Annotated in this window: 13 protein-coding genes; 5 read left to right on the forward strand and 8 right to left on the reverse strand. The window is 73.1% G+C overall.

The window, feature by feature from the left end:
- Positions 1 to 19: 19 nt before the first annotated feature.
- The gene (locus ABZ857_RS00190) at positions 20 to 949 is read right to left on the reverse strand and encodes a DUF3068 domain-containing protein (RefSeq protein WP_357034976.1); all 930 of its coding nucleotides are present in this window, start codon (positions 947 to 949) and stop codon (positions 20 to 22) included.
- 215 nt (positions 950 to 1164) lie between these two features.
- On the opposite strand from ABZ857_RS00190, the gene ABZ857_RS00195 reads away from it, so the two are divergent.
- Positions 1165 to 2409: an acyltransferase gene (locus ABZ857_RS00195; RefSeq protein ID WP_357034979.1), complete on the forward strand. Its 1245-nt coding sequence runs from the start codon at positions 1165 to 1167 to the stop codon at positions 2407 to 2409.
- Positions 2410 to 4339: 1930 nt separating this feature from the next.
- On the forward strand, positions 4340 to 5110 hold the full coding sequence (locus ABZ857_RS00200) for a class I SAM-dependent methyltransferase (protein ID WP_357034982.1): 771 nt from the start codon (positions 4340 to 4342) through the stop codon (positions 5108 to 5110).
- On the opposite strand, the gene ABZ857_RS00205 is transcribed toward ABZ857_RS00200, so the two are convergent.
- The 5 genes from ABZ857_RS00205 to ABZ857_RS00225 all read right to left on the reverse strand — a co-directional run bounded on the left by ABZ857_RS00205 (position 5051) and on the right by ABZ857_RS00225 (position 13835).
- Positions 5051 to 6046 (reverse strand): DUF3068 domain-containing protein, encoded by a 996-nt coding sequence (locus tag ABZ857_RS00205; RefSeq protein WP_357034985.1) that lies wholly within the window; start codon positions 6044 to 6046, stop codon positions 5051 to 5053. The genes ABZ857_RS00200 and ABZ857_RS00205 overlap by 60 nt on opposite strands.
- Positions 6043 to 10251, reverse strand: a complete 4209-nt coding sequence (locus tag ABZ857_RS00210; protein ID WP_357034987.1) for an alpha-(1->3)-arabinofuranosyltransferase family protein — start codon at positions 10249 to 10251, stop codon at positions 6043 to 6045. The genes ABZ857_RS00205 and ABZ857_RS00210 overlap by 4 nt, the downstream gene beginning before the upstream one ends.
- 8 nt (positions 10252 to 10259) lie before the next feature.
- Positions 10260 to 11537, reverse strand: a complete 1278-nt coding sequence (locus tag ABZ857_RS00215) for a glycosyltransferase family 4 protein (protein ID WP_357034990.1) — start codon at positions 11535 to 11537, stop codon at positions 10260 to 10262.
- 223 nt (positions 11538 to 11760) lie between these two features.
- Positions 11761 to 11892: a hypothetical protein gene (locus ABZ857_RS00220; RefSeq protein ID WP_256862666.1), complete on the reverse strand. Its 132-nt coding sequence runs from the start codon at positions 11890 to 11892 to the stop codon at positions 11761 to 11763.
- Between the two features lie 134 nt (positions 11893 to 12026).
- Positions 12027 to 13835, reverse strand: coding sequence for a hypothetical protein (locus ABZ857_RS00225; RefSeq protein WP_357034993.1), 1809 nt, complete (start codon positions 13833 to 13835; stop codon positions 12027 to 12029).
- Between the two features lie 117 nt (positions 13836 to 13952).
- Here ABZ857_RS00225 and ABZ857_RS00230 point away from each other — a divergent pair, with 117 nt between their 5' ends.
- Entirely contained in the window at positions 13953 to 14453 is a 501-nt protein-coding gene (locus tag ABZ857_RS00230) for a hypothetical protein (RefSeq protein WP_357034996.1), read from the forward strand.
- 47 nt (positions 14454 to 14500) lie between these two features.
- On the opposite strand, the gene ABZ857_RS00235 is transcribed toward ABZ857_RS00230, so the two are convergent.
- Entirely contained in the window at positions 14501 to 16708 is a 2208-nt protein-coding gene (locus ABZ857_RS00235; protein ID WP_357034999.1) for an acyl-CoA dehydrogenase, read from the reverse strand.
- A 187-nt stretch (positions 16709 to 16895) separates the two neighbouring features.
- On the opposite strand from ABZ857_RS00235, the gene ABZ857_RS00240 reads away from it, so the two are divergent.
- Positions 16896 to 17978: a trypsin-like peptidase domain-containing protein gene (locus tag ABZ857_RS00240; RefSeq protein ID WP_357035002.1), complete on the forward strand. Its 1083-nt coding sequence runs from the start codon at positions 16896 to 16898 to the stop codon at positions 17976 to 17978.
- A gap of 78 nt (positions 17979 to 18056) precedes the next feature.
- Positions 18057 to 19097: an adenosine deaminase gene (locus tag ABZ857_RS00245; protein WP_357035005.1), complete on the forward strand. Its 1041-nt coding sequence runs from the start codon at positions 18057 to 18059 to the stop codon at positions 19095 to 19097.
- Here the strand turns inward: ABZ857_RS00245 and ABZ857_RS00250 are convergent.
- Complete coding sequence (locus ABZ857_RS00250) at positions 19070 to 19624, reverse strand: UTRA domain-containing protein (RefSeq protein WP_357035008.1); 555 nt, start codon at positions 19622 to 19624, stop codon at positions 19070 to 19072. The two genes, ABZ857_RS00245 and ABZ857_RS00250, sit on opposite strands and share 28 nt — an antisense overlap.
- Between the last annotated feature and the right edge of the window lie 209 nt (positions 19625 to 19833).

Raw genomic sequence — 19833 nt, forward strand, 5'->3', positions numbered from 1 at the left:
GTCGGCCGGCTTTCCCTGGTCAGTCCACGCGGCCCGGCCGCAGCAGCAGCCACACCCCGACGACGGCGAGCGCGAGCCCGAGGATGAGCGCCACCAGCGGGAGCGTCGTCTTGATCAGCGTGATCTGGGCCATGTTGTCGCGGGCCGTCTGGACGAGCTCGCCGACGGTCTGCGGCGTGAACGAGGCGGTGGCGATGAGGGCGGGCATCCGCTCGACGCCGTCGGCCGTCTTCAGCACCTCGTGGCGCTGCTGCTCCTGCTTGACCGGGACACCGGTGGTCGGCTCGACCCAGAAGGTGTTCACGCCGTCGTAGACGCGGTCGACCTGGATGTCGCCCTTGCCCTTCATGTGAAGCACGGAGGCGGGCGCGCTGAGCTTCTCGATGGGCGTCGGCGGGATCTTCTGGACGAACCGGTAGACCGGCAGGCCGTTGACCGTGTCCTCGCCGTCGAACGTCGCGTCGTACGCCTTGCGGGTGTCGGTGTTGAACACCTGGTAAGTCTTCTTCTCGACGCCGAACGGGAACAGGAAGACCTGGCCCTGCAACTGCACGGGCTGCGCTCCCGACCCGCTGTTCACGCTCGTGCCGCAGCAGGTGACGCCCTGGCCGTTGAATTTGTTGAACGCGCTGCGGAACTGCGTCATGGAGATCTGCGGATTGTTGTTGGTCACGTCGTTGGCGTTGGTGAACTGGTCCCACACGACGTGGTCGTCCTTGGCCTCCTTGACGTCACCCCTGGTCGTGACCGTGATGTCGAGGGTGCCGGTGAGGACCTTCAGATCCCGCTTGCTGAAGTACTGCGCGTTCTCGGCGGTCAGCCGCGTGATGCTGTACTGGTTCGCCGGCGCCTGCACGAGTTTGTCCGCGACCTGGAACCTCAGCAGCGGCGCGAGAACGACAAGGAACGCCCCGAGTCCTACGAGGACCACTCCTAATCCGCGGCGCATCGCTCCTCCTGGGGCAGGCCAGCTACTGCCTATTTGTCCTGAAACACGTTCCTATTTCGCTGTATGTTAGACGGGGCAGTGACCGACGTCACGAGGGATGCGGAAAAGTGACCGAAACAGGTTCTAGCTCGTCGGCGACTCGTGACATGTTACCGGCCGGTTCGCAACCTGTTCGTGACACACCCGTGCTTTCCGGTCAGGTTCCATCCGGCCATGTGGACGCCCTCGACGGCGTGCGGGCGCTCGCGGCCGTCGCCGTCCTCGTCTTCCACGTCGCGATCGAGTCGGCGGCGGCGTTGCGGGACAACTTCTTCAGCAGCCTGCTCGCCCGGGGAGACGTCGCGGTCCCCATCTTCTTCGCGCTGTCCGGGCTGCTCCTCTACCGGCCCTACGCGCGCGCCGCGCTGCTCGGCGAGCGCCCCCCGGACACCCGCGTCTACCTGGTCAAGCGCGCCCTGCGCATCCTCCCGGCGTACTGGCTGGTCGTGGCCGTGGCGATGGTGCTGTGGGCCGGGCCGCACCTCGGCGACGTCAAGACGTGGCTGCAACTGCTGCTGCTCGGCCAGACCTACGAGATCCACCCCTGGTGGTTCGGCCTGGGGCCGCGCGGGCTCGCCCAGATGTGGAGCCTGTGCGTCGAGGCCGCCTTCTACGTGCTGCTGCCGCTGGTCGCCGCCGTGCTGGCGGCGTACGCCCGGCGCGGCGGCCCGGGTCTCGACACCCGCGCCCGGCGGCTGCTGACCGGCGTCGCCGTGCTCGCCGCCTCGTCGTTCGTGTGGGCGCTGCTCACCTACTTCCCCGTCTACCGGCCCTACCTGAACACCTGGCTCCCCCGGGCCTGGGTGTTCTTCGCGGTCGGCATGGCGCTGGCCGTCGTCTCCGAGTGGGCGCGGGAGGAACGCGATCCCGAAGGCCCGGCGCACCGGTTCGTCCGGGCCGTGGGCGCGTCGGCGGGCTCGTTCCTGCTCGTCGCCGCCCTCGCGTACGCCGTGGCGGCCTCGCCGCTGACCGGCACGCGCTTCAGCGGCGTGGACGGCGTCTGGGCCGACCTGTCGGAGCTGGCCCTGTACGCCACCGTGGCGGCCGGGCTGGTGACCCCGGCCGCGCTGCTGCCGGCCGAGGGCTCGCCGTACGGCCGCTTCCTGAGCAGCCGGGTGATGCGCTTCCTCGGCCGGGTGTCCTACGGCGTCTTCCTGTGGCAGTTCGTGGCCCTCTATCTTTGGTACGACTTCACGGAGCAGCAGGCGTGGAGCGGGAACTTCGCCGGCAACCTGGCCGTGGTCGGCGCGCTCACGCTGCTGCTCGCCACGCTCACCCACCGCTACGTCGAGGAGCCGGCGAGGCGCCTCGCCCGCCTCGCGACTTCTTCGCGGAAGGAGACGCGGAAGGGGAGGCCGAGGGCGACGGAGACGGGGACGGGGACAGAGACGGCGCCGGCGGCGGCGTCGCCGCGGCCGTAGGGGCGGGCGCGCCGGGCACGGGATCGCCGTAGGCGAAGCCCTTCAGGCAGACCGCCGCCGGGTCGTCCAGCCGGATCAGCAGCCCCTTGCCGATGGCCATGACCGGGAACTGCACCAGCGCGCCGCCGGAGCCGGTGGCGTGGAACTGCAACTGCCCCCGCTGCCCGCTCATCTCGTAGCTGCCGGTGCCGGCGCGCTTGGCGGTGTAGGCCAGCCCGGCGACCGGCCCCGGCCCGCCGAAGGACAGGACGTCGGGGAAGAAGATCGCGTCGCCGAGGAGCGGGAAGCACGAGCGGCCCCCCGGCGGCACCACCCCGACCGACGCCTTGACGTCGACCGGCGCGAGCCCGCCCTTGTCGTCGAAGACCAGCGCGTGCTCAGACGGCTCGGGCACGCGCATCCTGGCGCGCAGCGCGGGCCGGGCGAGCGGGGCCAGCAGGTGGTGGCTGAGCCTGCGGTTGCCGTTCCACGGCAGCACGATGTCCTCGGGCAGTGGGCTGGAGAAGATCACGGCCGTGTCCGGGACCTTGGCGAGGGAGGCCCGTACGGCGGCCAGGTAGGCCCGCACCCGGTCCCCCGACAGCGTGTCGCGGTAGTTCTGGATCGACACGATCGACATCGCGAGGTAGGCGCCCGCGAGGAGCCCCGCCGCCGTCGGCAGCCCGCTCCCTGCGGGCACCGGCCGCCGGTAGGGCTCGGCCTCGTCCCGGAGGGGCAGCAGGGCGAGCCCCAGGCAGACCGCGAGCACGATCGCGGCGTCCGCGACGTAGCGGGTCTCGGAGCCGACGACCTGGGTGAGCCCGGTGCCCCGCGCGATCGCCGTGGGCACGCCGTCCGCGGCCACCAGGTAGCCCGCCAGGATCAGCCAGGCGCGCGCGGCCCGCCGCCGCCACAGCACGGTGGCGACCACCAGAGCGGCGAGCACGGCCCATCCGGCGGCCACCAGCAGCGGGCTGGGGTCGGCAAGACCGCCGTTGGGCAGCACCGGGCCCCACGACAGCGGCCCGCCGACCACTCCGGCCGGGAAGACCTCGCCGAGCAGGCGGCCCAGCAGGTCGGCCGCGTTGCCCGGCGCCGGGACGGCCGCGCCCTCGCCCGGCGCGGTGCCGCGGCGGGCCAGGTACAGCGCCGCGTATCCGCCCATCAGCAGCACGTACGAGCCCCACAGGCGCCAGTGGGAGCGCAGTTCGCGGAGCATGAGCGCGATCCACGGGCCCGCCCACGGCCGCAGGTGCGACGTGGTGAGCGCGAACAGCAGGAACGGGACGAAGACCCCCTTCGTGCTGAACGCCATACCGGCGAGGACCCAGGAGAAGGCCCACCGGGCGTGCCGCGCCCCGCCCTCCCTGGCCCACCTGACCTGGGCCGCCAGGGCCATGACCATGGCGAGCTGGAGCGGCACCGCGTTGACGGCGGCCGACCACCAGCCGAAGGCCGGGACCGTCAGCGGCGAGAACAGGGCGAGGGTGAGCGGCAGCAGGATGCCGGGCCGCGTGCCGAACAGCCGCACGAGCAGCCGCAGCAGCATGACCGCCACGGCGGCCTGGACGGCGAGCGTCACCGCCGAGACCAGCAGCCAGTCGTACGGCGACAGCCGCGACAGCACCCAGGTGAGCCCGAGCGCCCCCGGCATCAGGTGGCCCTTGTGGACGCGGAACAGGAAGTCGAACGTGAGGGAGTGCTCGTAGGCGTCGCCCACGAACAGGAAGTCGTCCTCGACGAAGGAGGAGGACGTCAGGACGGGGATCCGGACCGCCAGCGACGCCACGACCAGCAGGACCGCCGCGATCATGACAGGGTTCGCCAGGCCCGCTCGCCATGCCGGCAGCGCGATGCCGGGCCGTCCGGTACGCATGATCTGCGTCATCGGGATCTCCAAGAGATCTGAGTCATCGGGATTCTCCCAGCGCCATGGGACAAAGGGGGTGTTATGCTCCGGCGCACCCGACAGGAGAGGGACGTCGTGCACGCCGAGCCGTTCCGCGCCGACCTGGCCCGTTCGATTCGCCTGTTCAGCGCCTTCCGCAAGGAGCAGACCGACCCCGACTTCTTCTACGGCCTGCTCGCCCGTGACACCGTCGCCCAGCTCGCGGCGTACGCCGACCTCGACGGCGCGCTCGTCGCGGACGTGGGCGGCGGGCCCGGCTACTTCACCGACGCACTGCGCGCCGTGGGCGCGCGGCCGGTGTGCGTCGACTGCGACGCCGGGGAGATGAGCGCCCGCACCGGCGCCATCCCCGACGGCGCGGTGCTCGGCAGCGCCCTCGATCTGCCGGTGAAGACCGGCTCCGTGGACGTGTGCTTCTCCTCCAACGTGCTGGAGCACGTGCCCGATCCGTGGCGGATGGGCGACGAGATGGTGCGGGTGACGAGGCCGGGCGGCATCGTCTACCTGTCGTTCACCAACTGGCTGTCGCCCTGGGGCGGCCACGAGACCTCGCCGTGGCACTACCTGGGCGGGCACCACGCCGCGCGCCGCTACACGCGCCGCCACGGCCGCTCCCCCAAGAACGTGTACGGCACGAGCCTGTACGCCGTCTCGGTGGCCCGGGCGCTCGCGTGGGCCAGGCGGCATCCCCGCGCCGACCTCGTCGACGCCCTGCCGCGCTACCACCCTCGCTGGGCGACCCCGGTGATCCATCTACCCGGCGTTCGCGAGATCGTGACCTGGAACCTGCTGCTGGTGCTGCGCCGCCGCTGACCTCCTCGGCCGGGTCGCGATCCGGAAGCCGACGGCGAGCACCACGGCGAGCAGGGCGGCGAGCAGGCCGCACGCCAGCGGGATCCACTCGCGCGCCAGCAGGATCCACCGGCGGAACCGGGCCGCCTCGTCCGCGAAGGCGCGCACCTCGGCGCTGCTCGTCATCAGGTCGGCGTCGAAGGCGACCTGCCGCTCGACCTGGTCGGGCGTGCGCAGGGTGTCGCGCCGCCGCTCCTGCGTGCGCACGGTCAGCCCGCTCTCCGGCTCGACCCAGATCGTGCGGGTGATCTCGGTGTACCTCGCCACGGCGACCCGCTCCTCGTCCGGCATGCCCACCGACGGGCCGGGCACCGGGCCGGGCAGGTCGCCCGTCTTCACCGGCCCGGCCGAGTAGGTGTAGCGGTAGGTCGGCACGCCCTCGACGGTCTCCTCGCGCTCGAACCGCATCGGCGCCTCCCGCCGCAGCACCGGGTCGAACATGGTGTACGAGCGTGGCTCCGCCCCGGCGGGCAGGCGGAAGGCCAGCCCGGTCTGCCGTACGCCGGGGTCCTCGTCGACGTACTCCCCGCAGCACTCGACGGCGAGGCCGGTCCGCCGGTCGAAGGCCGTGCGGCGCTCGTGGTAGTCGACGCGCTCGCCGTCACGCGTGTCGAGCGAGGAGAACTCCACCCAGACGGCCGTCCGGTCGTCACCCGCCTGCGGATCCCCGTAAACGGCCACCGTGTTCTGCACCGGCACGTTCCGGTGCAGACGGAAGGTGGCGGTGTCGAGATAGGTGGCCGAGGGCGAGACGAGCCGCTGGATCCTCGTCTGCTCCAGCGGCAGGATCGTGGTCCGCGGATAGACGTAGAAGTGGAACAGCGCCCCCACGGTGATCAGGAAGGCGATACCCGCCAGGAGGAGCGTGTGCCGAAGCCGCCCTAACGTGCCCGTCATCGGGCTGCCTCCCCCTGATCCGGCACCGGGTGATCCCGTACGGCGGCTAGCAGCCGGGCGAGCACGACGAGACAGAGCACGTCGGCGGCCGGGCCCTGCCCGGCGGCCTGGGCGAGCCCGGCGAGGCCGAGCGCGACGAGCACCACCCACGCGGAGGCGGCGTGGCGCGCGAAGGCCCGCAGGCGGCTCGGACCGGCGTGCTGGGCGCCGGCGATCCCGCGCAGCCACAGGAACGCCGCCAGCGCGACGGTGACGACGACCGCGCCCGCCACGCCTCCGGCCCACAGGCCGGCGAGCGGCGCGGCGGCCCACGCCCACGGCGCGCGGACGCGGCCCGGCCCCACGGCGCGCAGCCGCGACCGGCCGCGCACCAGCGCAAGGGCCACCACCACGAGGGCCAGGCCCAGCCCGGCGAGCAGCGCCGTGCGATAGGCCGGGTCGGGCTCGTAACGCAACACCACCTCGCCGCCGCCGGCCGGCAGTTCCCAGGCCTGCCGCCAGCCGTCGAGCCGCGCCGGTGTCAGCCGCGCGCCGTCGAGGTACGCCTGCCAGCCGGCGTTGTAGTTCTCGTTGACCACGAGATAGGAGGGCGCGGCGGCGGTGACCCGGAGGCGGCGCTCCTGCGGCCCCCACGACGTCACCGTGGCGGGGGTCGCGGTCACCGCCGCCCTCTCTCCTCCCACGCCGGCCTCTCCCGCTCCGTCGGCCAGCACCACCGAGCGCACCCGGAAGGCGTCGCTCGGCGCCACACTGACCCGGCTGCGGCCCTCGGTCAGGTGCACGGGCGCGCACCCCGAGTAGGTCAGCGGACGGCCGTTGAGCACGTCGTCGAGCGTGCCGCCGACCACCCGGGTCGGCACGTCGTCGCCGTCCACCCGCAGCGTCGGGCCATAGCCGCAGGGCAGCCGCAGCGGGATGGCGCCGAGGCCGCCGAGGGGCTTCACCCCGGGGATGGCGATCTCGGCCACCTCGATCGCGCGGGAGGCGGGCGCGGTGAACTCTATGGTGAACTTCCGCGTCTTCAGCGCGGGGAACGTGAACACGCCGTCGCGGTCCACCCACCCCTGCACGGCCCGTGTCCCTGTGAGCGCGGCTCCCGCGCGCAGCGTGAGCTTCACCGGCGGGATGCCCTGCGCCGAGTCGGGGAACAGCACCCGGATCCGGGAGAACGTCCGGGTCCTGCCCAGGTCGATCGACAGCGTCGGATGCCGGTCGAACGGCTGGGAGTACCACAGCGTCGAGGGGTCGCCGTCCATCGCCTGGCGGCCCAGCACGGCCCCGTGCTCGGTCGCCGTGGACGACGCACTGACGTGCGGATACTGGTTCGGCAGGGTGGTGAGCAGGTCCGCCGCCTTCGGATCGGTGAGCACGGCCTGCCCGCGCACCGTGCGCACGCCGTCGCGCGCCACCGGGATGAGCCGGTCGAACCCGTAGCCGTCCTCGCCGACGATCCGCAGCCGGGAGGAGCAGGTCCAGGTGACCGAGCCCCGCATGCACGCGTCGGCGTCCCCCCGCTTGGTGAGCAGCAGGGTGCCCGGGTCGCCCGTGCCGGTGCCCGTGTCGGACGTGTCCGGCACCGAGATCGTCCGCACCGCCCGAACGCCCGGGATGCGCAGGTCGGTGATGCCGACCCGGCTGCCGAGCGCGGTCCTCGGCTCGTACGCGAGCCTGGTCACCCGGATCCGCAGCCACGAGCTCTTCCCGGGCACCGGGCGCAGCGGCTGGAGCGCGTCGGTGCGCGCCACCGCCACTCGGGCGACGCCACGCTCGGTCTCCAGCGCGACCTCGGCCACCGGCGGCCCGATGGCCCCCTGCTCGAAGGCCGCCGAGATCTCGGTCAGGTCCACCTGGCCGGTGAAGCGGACCTCCAGCCACTCCCCGACCGCGCCGTTCCAGCCGTCCGACCGCCACCCCGTGCGCGGACCCTCGTCGAGCGCGGCGTACGGCTGCCGCCCCGGGTCGCGCTGGCCCACGGCGGCCGTGACGCCGGAGTCCGCCGACGAGGCGGTGACGTCCTTCACGTCGAGGTAGCGGGCCGTCGAGGTGGCCGCCGACCAGGCCGGATCGGTGAGATCGGTGGTGACAGGCGCCCGGTTGTCCGGCAGCGTGGCCGACGCGATGCGCCGTACGTCACCGAACACGATGTCCCGTTTGCGCAGGGTGTCGGTGAGGATCGTGTCGCCCGCGGGGATCGCCGCCGCGCCCGGCTCGTCGCCCACGAGCACCGGGCGGTCGCCGGTGAGCAGTCCCTCCTCGGCCAGGTCGAGCACGGCCTCCGGAGCGCCCTGCACTCGCAAAGTGCCCGCGCGGGGCACGGTCGAGGCGAGCGGGGCCGTGCCGGGGATCTTGTAGACCTCCAGCGCCGGGTAGGGCTGGTCGAGCCAGCCCGAGGCGGTGCCGTTCGCGGTCAGGCCGACCAGCGGCCCGAACTCGGCGGTCCTGGACAGCCCGGAGTCCTGCAGGGTCTGGTGCACCCGGGCGGGCCAGGCGGTCCCGAGCGTCTCCCTGACCAGGTCGTTGCGGATGAGCAGGTAAGTCACCCCGGCGCGGCGCAGGGCCTCGGTCAGGCCGGGCGAGCCGTGCCCGGTGGCGAAGCGCTCGTCCACCGCCTGCACGAGCCGGGCCAGGCCGGGCGATCCCCACGGCACGTTGGCGTGGGTGGCCCAGCGCACGGTCAGCAGCGACTGCATGGGCTCGTCGAGCGGGCGGCCCCACAGGTACTCGCCCCGCGCCGAGCCGGGCATGGCGAGCACCATGCCGTCGCCCGCGTTGCGGTTCAGCCAGTCCGCCGCCTGCCGCCAGTAGGCGGGGAGGTCCGCGAAGGAGCCGCGGGCGGTCACCCCGGCCGTCCCGACCGGCACGAGCGTGAGCGCGAGCAGCCCGGCCGCCACCGCGGTGACCGGCCCGCGCAGGCGCACCGGCCCTGTGACCGGCAGCGCGGCAGGCAGCGTGAGCGGCAGCGCGGCAAGGCCGAGCGCCAGCGGCAGCCGGATCAGCGCGTCGAACTTGTGCAGGTTGCGGAAGGGCGCGAGCGGGCCGTCGAGCAGGTCCCTGACCTGGCCGGTCCAGGGGTGGGCGAGGTCGCCAGCGTGGCCCGCGGTCACGATCAGCAGGCCCGCGATCACGCTCAGGACCAGGAACGTCCGCTCGGGGGTCGCCCTGCGGACGACTCCGGTCAGCCCGAGCCCGGCCACCAGCGCCGTCGCGGCGACCAGCCACGGCACGGTCGCCTGGTCGTAGGCCGCCGGCAGCCACGGCTGCCCGTCCACCGGCAGGAACGAGATCCAGCTCGACGTGCCGCGCAGCGCGTTCACCAGTGAGGTGACGCTGGTGGTCGCCGACGCCGTCTCGATGAACGGCAGGAACGAGAAGATGTAGCGTCCGAGCAGCAGCAGCGGGACGAGCCACCACATCGACACGAGGCCGACGAACAGCAGCCACCAGCCGAGCAGGGCCCACGTGCGCCCGCCGTGGCGGCGGGTGAGCAGGTAGACGAGCGGCACGACGAGCACGGCCAGCTCCGCCGCCGCGTTGACGCCGCCCGCGAACAGGAACGCGGCGGCCGACAGCGCGGCGGCCCGGCGCGGGCTCACGCCCTCGCGCGTCCCATGGACCAGTGGCAGCAGCACCCACGGCAGCACGGCGCTCGGCTGGAACTCCGAGGAGTTGATCCCGATCAGGGCCAGCGCGTGCGGGGCGAGGGCGTAGGCGAGCGCGCCGAGGATCCGGGTGCCGGGCGAGCCGATCCCCATCGCGCGGGCCAGCCGCTCGGTCCCGAGGAACGCCGCGCACAGCACGAGCGACATCCAGAGCCGCTGGATGTCCCAGGCGGGCATGTCCATGGCCCGGAAGAGCACGTAGAACGGCCCCATCGGGAAGAGGTAGCCGTACGCCTGGTTCTGCAGGTGGCCGAAGTAGGCCGGATCCCACAGGTGCAGCGCGCGCGAGAGGAACCCCAGGGGGTTCACCGCCATGTCGAGCTTGGTCTCGGAGATCACCGCGCCGGGCGCGGTGTTGAAGGCGACGGCCGCCAGCAGCAGGCAGCCCGCCAGCAGCCGGAGCCGGTGGCGCAGCGCCCGGCCCGGCGGCGCGGGAGGTGCGGCGGGGGCCGGTTCCGGGGCCCTGGCGATCTCCTCCCGCGCGGGGGTCACCGTCTCCCGGGTGGGACCGGGCTCCCGCGGCTGGACCGGAACGTCAACGGACACGGGCGCGCTCAGGACTTCTCATGGAGGTCGCCGGGGATCCGCACGGGGAGCCGGCCGAGTTCGCCCGCGACCAACCTCGTCATGGCCGCTCCCGTCTTCCCCCAGGTGAACTCGCCCGCCCAGCGGCGGCACGCCCGGGCCATGCGCGCCCTCGTCAGGGGATCGTCCAGCTCCCGCAGCGCCTGGCCGACCACGTCGGCCAGCCGCTCGCCGTCCCGCACCAGCCACCCCGTCACACCGTGCCGTACGGAGTCGCGCAGGCCGGCCACGTCGTAGGCGACGGTGGGCACGCCGAGCGCCGCCGCCTCGATCACGGTCAGCCCCCAGCCCTCGAACTCCGAGGCCGTGACGTTGAGCCTGGCGCCGCTCAGCACCGCGTTCTTCTCCGCCTCCGGCAGGAACCCGTGCAGGTGGACGCGCCCGGCCACGTCGGGCCTGCCCGCCCGCCCGGACAGCCGGTCGTGCTCGGGGCCCCGCCCGACGACGTGCACGTGCAGGCCGGGACGGCAGGGCGCCAGCTCGGCGGCGAGCTCGACCACCCGCTCGACGCGCTTGTGCCCCACCAGGCGGCCGAGATAGACGACGGCCGGGTCGCCCGGCACCGGCTCCCTCGCGACGGGCCTGGCGGCCGGGCTGCCGTTGGGCACCACCGCGATCGGGGCCAGCCAGCGGAGGCGCTCGCGCAGCTCGTCGCGGGAGGACTCGGAGACCGTCACCGTCGTGCACCGCCGATACAGCAGCCGTGCCACCGGCCCCTCGATGAAGCAGCCGATCCGTGCCAGCCACCGGGGGAAGAAGGCGTAGAACTGCCGGTCGTGCACGTGGTGGACCACGCAGATCACCCGCGTACGGCGGCGTGCCACGACCGGCGAGAAGAACGGGATGCCGTTCATGCAGTCGATGATGACGTCGAACCGGCGGCGGCGCAGCAGCAGCCAGAGCGGGACGAGAAGGTAGACCAGATACTTGTTGCCCATCCTGCGCAGTTCGATGCCGTCACGCGACTCGGCCCGGGTCTGGTACCGCTCCCGGCTGGTGACGAAGTGGACGCGCGCCCCCTGGCCGACGAGGTAGGCGGAGACCCGCCAGGCGTACTCCTCCGCGCCGCCGGCGACCGTCTGGCTCGGTTCGCGGAAGTTCAGCACGGCCACGCGCACGCCGTCGAGCAGGGGAAGCGCGACCGGCGCCGCTCCGGCGCCGGTGGCCGCCAGATGCGGCCTGTCGGGCGGCTCGGGAAGGGGGGCCGGGTGCCCCGAGGACTTCGCCTTCGCACCCTGTGCGACCACGACCACTCCTTCGGGTGACGCGTCTCGGCGGCGAGTTCGGGGGGCACCGCGGGGACGGACCGCCGGCACGTGTGGTCCTGGGGCGCGGCGGGTGCGGCGGTGCGGGCGAATCGGGGCACGGACGCATGAGGGCATGGCGAAACCACGCCCCTGACGAACTGGGTCTTCGCGGGGAGTCCTTTTCGAGGGAGTCCTTATGGAACGGGCGTCAGGTCTGGTGCGCTCACCTGTCGCCGTAGTTGTAGAGCGGCTTGTTCGGCGGTTCCGCGGTGGGCGCGGCCACGTTGACGACCGCCACGGAGGCGACGCCGGCGAGCACGGCCCCGACCGCGAGAGCAGCCAGCACCTTCAACACGGATGCTTCCTCCTCTTCGAACGCGCGGGTGCGCCGAGACTAGAACGTGATACAGCTCCTACACCATAGCCTTGGTCAAACCGTGATAAAAAGACTTACCGTCCAGTATGCCGCGAGTCGCTGACCTTTACTGCTCACAGCCGTACCAGGAGTAGTTCCCGGCCTCTGTAGACGGGGGTCGCCCCCGGCAGCCGGGACAAGAACGTGTTCTCATCGGACCCGACTGTGAGCACGTAACGCACCCCCTCCCGCGCCAGCGCACCGGTAAGCGGATTCGTCACGGGCCCGGCCAGCAACGCCCCGATCCGCCGCGCACCGGGGCTCTCGGCGGCCACCCGGATCCGGCTCCCGCCGCCCGTGCCGACGACGAGCGCGTCGTTCCACACCACCGGCCGGGAGAACATCTTGATGGCGGGGTCGAGGACCACCCGCCCGCCGTTCCAGGAGAACGCCCGATAGGCGCTCCAGGGCAGCGACAGCAGCGCGCCCGGGGCGGGGTCCGCGTTGACGACGGCCTGGACGCGGCGCCACTCCTCGGGATATTCGGCCGTCCCGAGCCTGCCGAACGCGCCCAGCGCGAACGTCGGCAGGACCAGCACCGGCACGGCGAGGGCGGCCGCCGCGACCGGCGCCGGCATGGCCGCGCGGAGGGCCGCCACCGCCACCGCGATCCCCACGGCCTGCGCCAGCGCGAACGGCGCGACGTACACCTGTCCGTCGCGGAGCGGCCCGAACCCCGCCCACCAGCCGATCAGGGCGCGCGGCACGCCCGGCGCGAAGGCCCCGGCGCACGCGATCAGGACACCCGCGAACGCCGCCGCGGCCAGGCCGGGCCACCACGAGGGCCGCCACGCGGGCCGCCACACGGGCCGCCGTACGAACCCGAGCCGTACGAACCCGGCGACCGCGACGAGGGTGAGGGCGAGGCGGGCGGCGGCGAGCGCGGGCATGCCCTGTCCCGGCACCACCGCGTGGGAGTTCCAGATGCCGCCGAGAGTGAGCAGGCTGCCGAGCGTCCCGAACGGCCCGTCCGCCCGGGGTGCGAAGGCGGCCACCCCGGCGGGATCGGCCGCGGCGTCCGAGCCGAGCGCGGGGACGAGCGCAGGGACGAGCCACGGCAGGCTGAGCACGGCGACGACGGCCAGCGGGGGCGCCACCGACGACAGCACCTGCGGCAGCACCGACGACAGCACCGGCCGTCCACGGCCGTAGGCCCGTGCGTTCCTCCCTGTTCCCGGCGCGCTGGGCCGCGCCGTCAGGCGGCCGGGCGGCTCCGGCCGCGGATGTGCGGGGAGTAGCCGCAGCGCGGCCACCGGGAGCACGGTCAGGGCGCTGACGAGCATGGCCTGGAACCCGCCCACGGCGGCGGGCAGGAGGGCGACCGCGAGCCGCGGGGCCCCGCCGCGCGCCGCGGCGCGGGCGGCCCAGGGCAGCCCGGCGTATCCGAGCAGCAGCGCCCACTGACCGATGAGCAGGCGCTGGGCCAGGTAGGCGTTCCAGGCGTAGAACGCCGCCGCGGCCAGCCGGGGCACGAGCACCCCCGTCCCGCTCGCCCCGGCGCCCCTCGCACCCGCGGCAGCCACCCCGCGCGCGTCCGTGCCCCCCGCCGCGTCGCCGCGGGCGACCCGCGAGGACAGGGCGTCACCGGCCAGGGCCGCGGCCCCGGACGCGGCCAGCACGAACAGCCCGAGCAGGATCGCCTTCTGCACGATCTCGGCCGGGATCACGGCCGACAGCAGCGCCACGACCTGGTCGCTCGGCACGGCCCGGGGGAAGCCGCCGCCGAGACGCAACGGCGGGTCCGGCACGAAGACCATGTCGTAGCGCAGCGCGAACCCCGGCCCGAGGGCGGGCCCCAGCGCCAGCACCCCGAACGCCAACCCCAGCACGGCCGGCCCGACCCGCGCGAGACGAAGCCGCACAAACCGGAAGGGCCCCCGCATGCCGTACAGGCTAGCCGCGTCCTCGAAGGGGACGAGCAAGGGGCGATCAAGGCGACTGCAAGCGGCCGGCCGTACGACTGGGGCGACGAAGCTCGACCCGCCCCTCTGGAGAGCCAGATGCACCGCTCGATCCGCCACCTGCTCGGTCTCGCCGCCGCCTCCGCGGTCATCGCGTGCGGCCTGCCCGCCCTCGCCTCGACGGCGCACGCGGCGACCACCACGACGACCACCGCGACGACCACCGCCCGCTCCGACGACCTGTCCGCCGACTGGGGTCCCGTCTACTCCGCGTACTACGGCAACGGCCGCGCGATGGCACGCGGCAGGGTGTGGGACAACGAGGATGACGGCAGCTTCAACTTCGAGGCACGGCTGTACGACCGGAACTCCCCGGCCCGGCTGTGCGCCTACCTGCAGATGAGGTTGGACGTCGACGGGGTGAAGGATCTGCACACGGCCAAGAAGTGCGGTCCTGTCGGCTACGCGCCGTACCGCATGGGCGTCTGGGAGGAGGACATCCCCGACAGCATCGCGGTGCGGGTCTGCTACCTCGACACCGTCACCCGCACGGTGAAGCTGTGCGGCAAGTGGAGCTACGCCTACCGGAAGGTCGGGTAGCGGCCGGTCACGCGGGCTCACGACCCGCGTGACCGGCGCCTTCAGGGCTACTTGCCCGGCTCCGGGTCGCGGGGCAGGCCGAGCATGCGCTCGGCGATGATGTTGAGCTGCACCTCCGTGGTGCCGCCGTAGATCGTCATCGCGCGGGTGGCGAGCACGGCGCGGTTCCAGTAGCCGGCGTCGCCGAGCTTCCAGTCGGCGGCGGTGACGGCGGCCGGGCCGAGCAGCGAGACCGCCACCTCGGAGACGTGCTGCGCGTGCGCGGTGGACAGCAGCTTGCGCACCGAGGCGTCGGCGCCCGGCTCGCTGCCGGCGAGCTGCTTGAGGGTCACCCGCAGCGACAGCGCGTTGATCGAGTGCGCCTCGCAGACGACGCGGGCGAGGTCCTGCCGCTCGGGGGCGGTGAGCTCGCGGCCCAGCCGGCCGGCCAGGCCGAGCAGGTCGGACACCGAGGCGCCGGTGCCGCCCGAGCCGGACGACAGCGAGACCCGCTCGTTCGACAGCGTGTTCCTGGCCACCCGCCAGCCCTCGTTGACCTCGCCGACGACCATCTCGTCCGGCACGAAGACGTCGTCGAGGAACACCTCGTTGAACAGGTTCTCCCCGGTCATCTCGGTCAGCGGCCGCACGGTGACGCCGGGCGCCTTCATGTCCACCAGGAAGTACGTGATGCCGTCGTGCTTCGGCCTGGAGGTGTCGGACCGGGCGATGCAGATGGCCCACTCGGCCACGTGCGCCACCGACGTCCAGATCTTCTGGCCGTTGAGCTTCCAGCCGCCCTCGACCTTCTCCGCCTTCATCTGCAGCGACGCGAGGTCGGAGCCGGCCCCCGGCTCGGAGAAGAGCTGACACCAGATCAGCTCGCCGCTCAGCGTCGGCGGCAGGAACCGCTCCTGCTGCTCCGGCGTGCCGTACGTGACCACCGACGGCACCACCCACGCACCGATGATCATCTGCGGCGGCTTGATCCCGGCCGCCCTGACCTCCTGGTGGATGAGCACCTGCTCCAGCGGGGAGGCCGCGCGGCCCCACGGCTTGGGCAGGTGCGGCATGACGAAACCGGCCTTGGCCAGGGCCCTCTTCTGCTCGACGCCCTCCAGGGCGGCGATCTCGGCGAGCTCCGCCCGGATGGCCTCGCGCAGCGGCTCCGACTCCTCCGGCAGGTCGATCTCCATCTCCCTGGCGACGCCCTGGAGCGCGAGCGCGGCCACCCGGTCGGACCACTCGGAGGAGGAGCCGAGCAGCGCGCGGATGGTCAGCGCCCGGCGGTAGTACAGGTGGGCGTCGTGCTCGAAGGTGTAGCCGATGCCGCCGAACGTCTGGATCGCGTCCTTGGCACACTGCACGGCGGCGTCGGGCGCCATGACGGCGGCGATCGCGGCGGCGTAGTCGCGCTCGGCGCCCTCCGCCCGGGTGGCGTCCCACACCGTGGCCCGGGCCTGCTCCAGCGCCACCAGCATCCGCGAGATCTTGTGCTTGATGCCCTGGAACTGGCCGATCGGGCGGCCGAACTGCACGCGGACCTTCGCGTAGTCCGCCGCCGCGGACACGCACCAGGCGGCCACCCCGACCGCGTCCGCGCCGAGGACGATCGCGGCCACGTTGCGCACCTCGGCGCCGGTCAGGCCCGTCAGCACCCGCTCGGCGGGCACCCGTACGCCGTCCAGCTCGACCTTGGCCACGCCGCGGGTGAGGTCGAGCGGCTTGACCGCGGTGACCGTCGCCTGGGCCGCGTCGATCGCCACCCACTCCTCGCCGCCGTCCGCCGCCACCGGAAGGACCAGCACGTCGGCGACCGCCGCGCCGAGGACGTACCCGGCCGCGCCGCTGATCGTCAGCGCGTCGCCGTCGCGGACACCGGTGATCTCGGCGTCGAGCGCCACCGCGCCGGTCAGCGACCCGTCCGCGAGCCCGGGCAGCAGCTCGGCCTGCGCCTTGCCCTCGGAGGCGAGGATCGCGGCACTGGCGAGCACGGTCGGCACCATCGGACCGGGCGTCACCCGCTCCGACAGCGCCTCGATCGCCACGGCCGCCTCCAGGAGGCCGTAGCCGGAGCCGCCGAACTCCTCCGGGACGTGCAGCCCGAGCAGTCCCTGGCCGGCGAGAGCGGGCCAGAAGGCCGGGCGCTCCTCCGTTCCCGGATCGGCGAGGACGCCCACCGTGCTCCGCACGACGTCGGCGGGCACGGACCGCTCGGCCCACCCGGTCACCGACTCGCGAAGCGCCTCGTGCTCCTCGCTCAGCCCGATCGCCATAAGATCCTCCAGCGCTAGGTCCTTGTAGAACCATATTCTAGAGGAATATTCGCTGACTAGGCCGTGGCCGAGCGCCGGGCGTACTTCAGCGCACCCGGGTATCGGCTGTCCCGGGCACCCGTCATGACCTGCGCCTGTCCCGGCGTGCCGCCTTGCGACGACCGTTCTCGCAGGTAGACAGGGGACTATGCAGCTCTCACGGAAGGTCCTCCGCACGGTCGCCGCCCCGGCCGTGGCCGCGCTGGTCGCGGGGGGATGCGCGGCGGGAACCACCCCGGGCGAGACCGCCTCTCCGACGGCCCCTCCGAAGACGGGGACGGCCGTGCCCGTCCCGACCCGCCCGATCGAGCTCGAGACGACCTACGAGCAGGTCATCAAGAGGGTCCTTCCGTCGATCGTGCAGATCACCACCGGGCAGGCGCTGGGCTCGGGCATCGTCTACGACACCGACGGCCACATCCTGACGAACGCCCACGTGGTGGGCGCGGCCAGGGAGTTCCAGGTCACGCTGGCGACCGGCGGCAAGCCGAGGAGGGCCAGGCTGGTGAGCTCCTATCCCCCCGGTGACCTGGCGATCATCCAGGTCGAGAACAAGAACGGGCTGACGCCCGCGACCTTCGGCCGCTCCGCGAATCTCAAGGTCGGGCAGATCGTGCTCGCGATGGGCAACCCGCTCGGCTTCTCCGGCAGCGTGACCCAGGGCATCGTGTCGGCCCTGGGCCGCACCGTGACGGGCGAAAGGCACGCCGGCGGCGGGGCCGCGACCATCGCCAACGCCATCCAGACCTCCGCGCCCATCAACCCCGGCAACAGCGGCGGCGCACTGGTGGACCTGTCCGGCCAGGTCATCGGCATCCCGACGCTGGCCGCCGTCGATCCCAACCTGGGCGCCGCGCCCGGCCTGGGCTTCGCGATCCCGAGCGACACCGCGACCGACATCGCCCGCCAGATCATCCAGTACGGCCGGGTCGTCAACAGCCATCGGGCGGCCCTCGGCGTACGGGTCGGCACCGCGGTCGACGCGGACGGCGACCCGATCGGCGTGGCCGTCGGCTCGGTGTCCCCCGGCGGCGGCGCGGACAAGGCCGGCATCCGCCCCGGCGACGTGATCGTGAAGGTCAACGGCACGCCCACGCCCACCGCCAGCGCCCTGTCGCAGATCCTGGTGACGCTCAAACCGGGTGACAAGGCCCAGGTCGAGCTGATGCAGCCGGACGGCACCAGGAGGACGGTCACCGTCGTGCTCAGCGAACTGCCGGCCGGAGGATGAGCCCGATCCTGACAAAGTGGTGTGAGATACCGCGGAATCGCTTGGTGGCGGCTCCTACCTGGTTGTTACGTTCTGTCCGTGATCTCCCCGGAACTCACCCGGTTCATCGCCGGGCTGCCCAAGGCGGAACTGCACGTGCACCACATCGGCGCGGCGTCACCGCACATCGTCGCCGAACTCGCCGCGCGTTACGAGGGGACGACGGCCGTGCCCGCCGACCCCGCACAGGTCGAGGCGTTCTACGACTTTCGCGACTTCTCCCATTTCCTCCAGGTCTACCCCCAGATCGTGGACCTGGTCAGGACGCCAGAGGACCTGTGGACGCTGATCCACGGCGTGGGCGGCGACCTGGCCGCCCAGCAGGTGAGGTACGCCGAGCTCACCGTCACGCCGCAGCCCCACCTGGCCCGGGGCTTCTCCCCGGAGGAGTTCTGCGAGGTGATCGAGGACGCCCGCCGCAGGGTCGAGGCGGACTTCGGCACCGTCCTGCGCTGGTGCTTCGACATCCCCGGCGTCCCGGGCCCGCCCGCGGACCAGACGCTGTCCATCGCGCTCGACCAACGGCCGGACGGATTGGTCAGCCTCGGTCTCGGCGGCCCGGAAGCGGGGGTGCCCCGGTCGCAGTTCGCCCCGCACTTCGCCGCGGCCCGCGCCGCCGGGCTCCACTCGGTGCCGCACGCCGGCGAGGTCGCCGGCGCCGAGCACGTCTGGCAGGCCGTACGCGATCTCGGCGCCGAGCGGATCGCGCACGGCATCCGCGGCGTGGAGGACCCGGCGTTGCTGGAGCATCTGGCCGAGCACGGGATCCCGCTGGAGGTCTGCCCCACCTCCAACGTCCGCACGCGGGCCGTGCCCAGCCTGGCCGAGCACCCGCTGCCCGCGCTGGTCGCGGCCGGCGTGCCGATCACGGTGAACACCGACGACCCGCCGATGTTCGGCACCGACCTGAACCAGGAGTACGCCGTGGCGGCCGGGCTGCTCTCCCTCGACGAGAAGGGCGTCGCCGACCTGGCCCGCGCCGCGGTGGAGGCGTCCTTCCTCGGCGCCGAGGGCAAGTCTGCCCTGCTCGCGGAGATCGACGCCTACGCCGGTCAGAACTCGTCGGCGCCGCTCACCTGAGCGATGTCGAAGACGTGCCGGGAGGCGGCGCAGACCGTCTCCAGCACGTGGATCGGCAGGTCGTCGGCCGAGTAGGCCGCCCGCACGATCTGGACCACCCACTCTCCGCGGTCTACTTCCAGCGTGGCCGCCTCGTCGCCCCGGGGCGGCCGGGCGACCAGGTGCTCCTCCGCCCGCCCGAACCGGTGGCCGAGCTCCTCGATGCGCGCCTGCAGGCTCGGCGCCAGGAAGCCCGGCTCGCACAGCGGCGTGTCCGCGAAGAGGTCGAGCCGCAGGAAGCTCGTGGCCACCCGCACCGGCACGTCTCCGGCGAGCAGCAGCTTGCGCCGGGCCAGCACCGGCGTGCCGGGCTCGACCCGCAGCCCGGCGGCCACGTGCTCGGGCGCGGGCTCCGGGCCGACGTACAGCATCCTGCGCCCGGCCCGCACTCCCTGGCGTTGCGCCTCCGTCAGGAACAACGAGGCCGACCCCCGTACGGCCGGCTCCGACGGCAGCGACCGCCGCACCACGATTCTGGGCTCTCCCACGGCAAGCCTCCTCCCACGTATCGCCCCGACAGTACTTCCCGGCGATCGCGCAGCCGCGTGCTACAAGGTGGCACGACGTAGCATCAGTATTTAGAGTGTTCAAAGGCCTCGACCACCTGCTCACCGTCGTCCCGGTGACACGTCCGATCTGAAGTCCGGCAGACAGCAGAAGGGCGGGGAGGAAGCGAACGCTTCCTCCCCGCCCTTCT

The sequence above is a fragment of the Microbispora sp. NPDC046933 genome (assembly GCF_040644635.1).
Lineage (GTDB): Bacteria > Actinomycetota > Actinomycetes > Streptosporangiales > Streptosporangiaceae > Microbispora.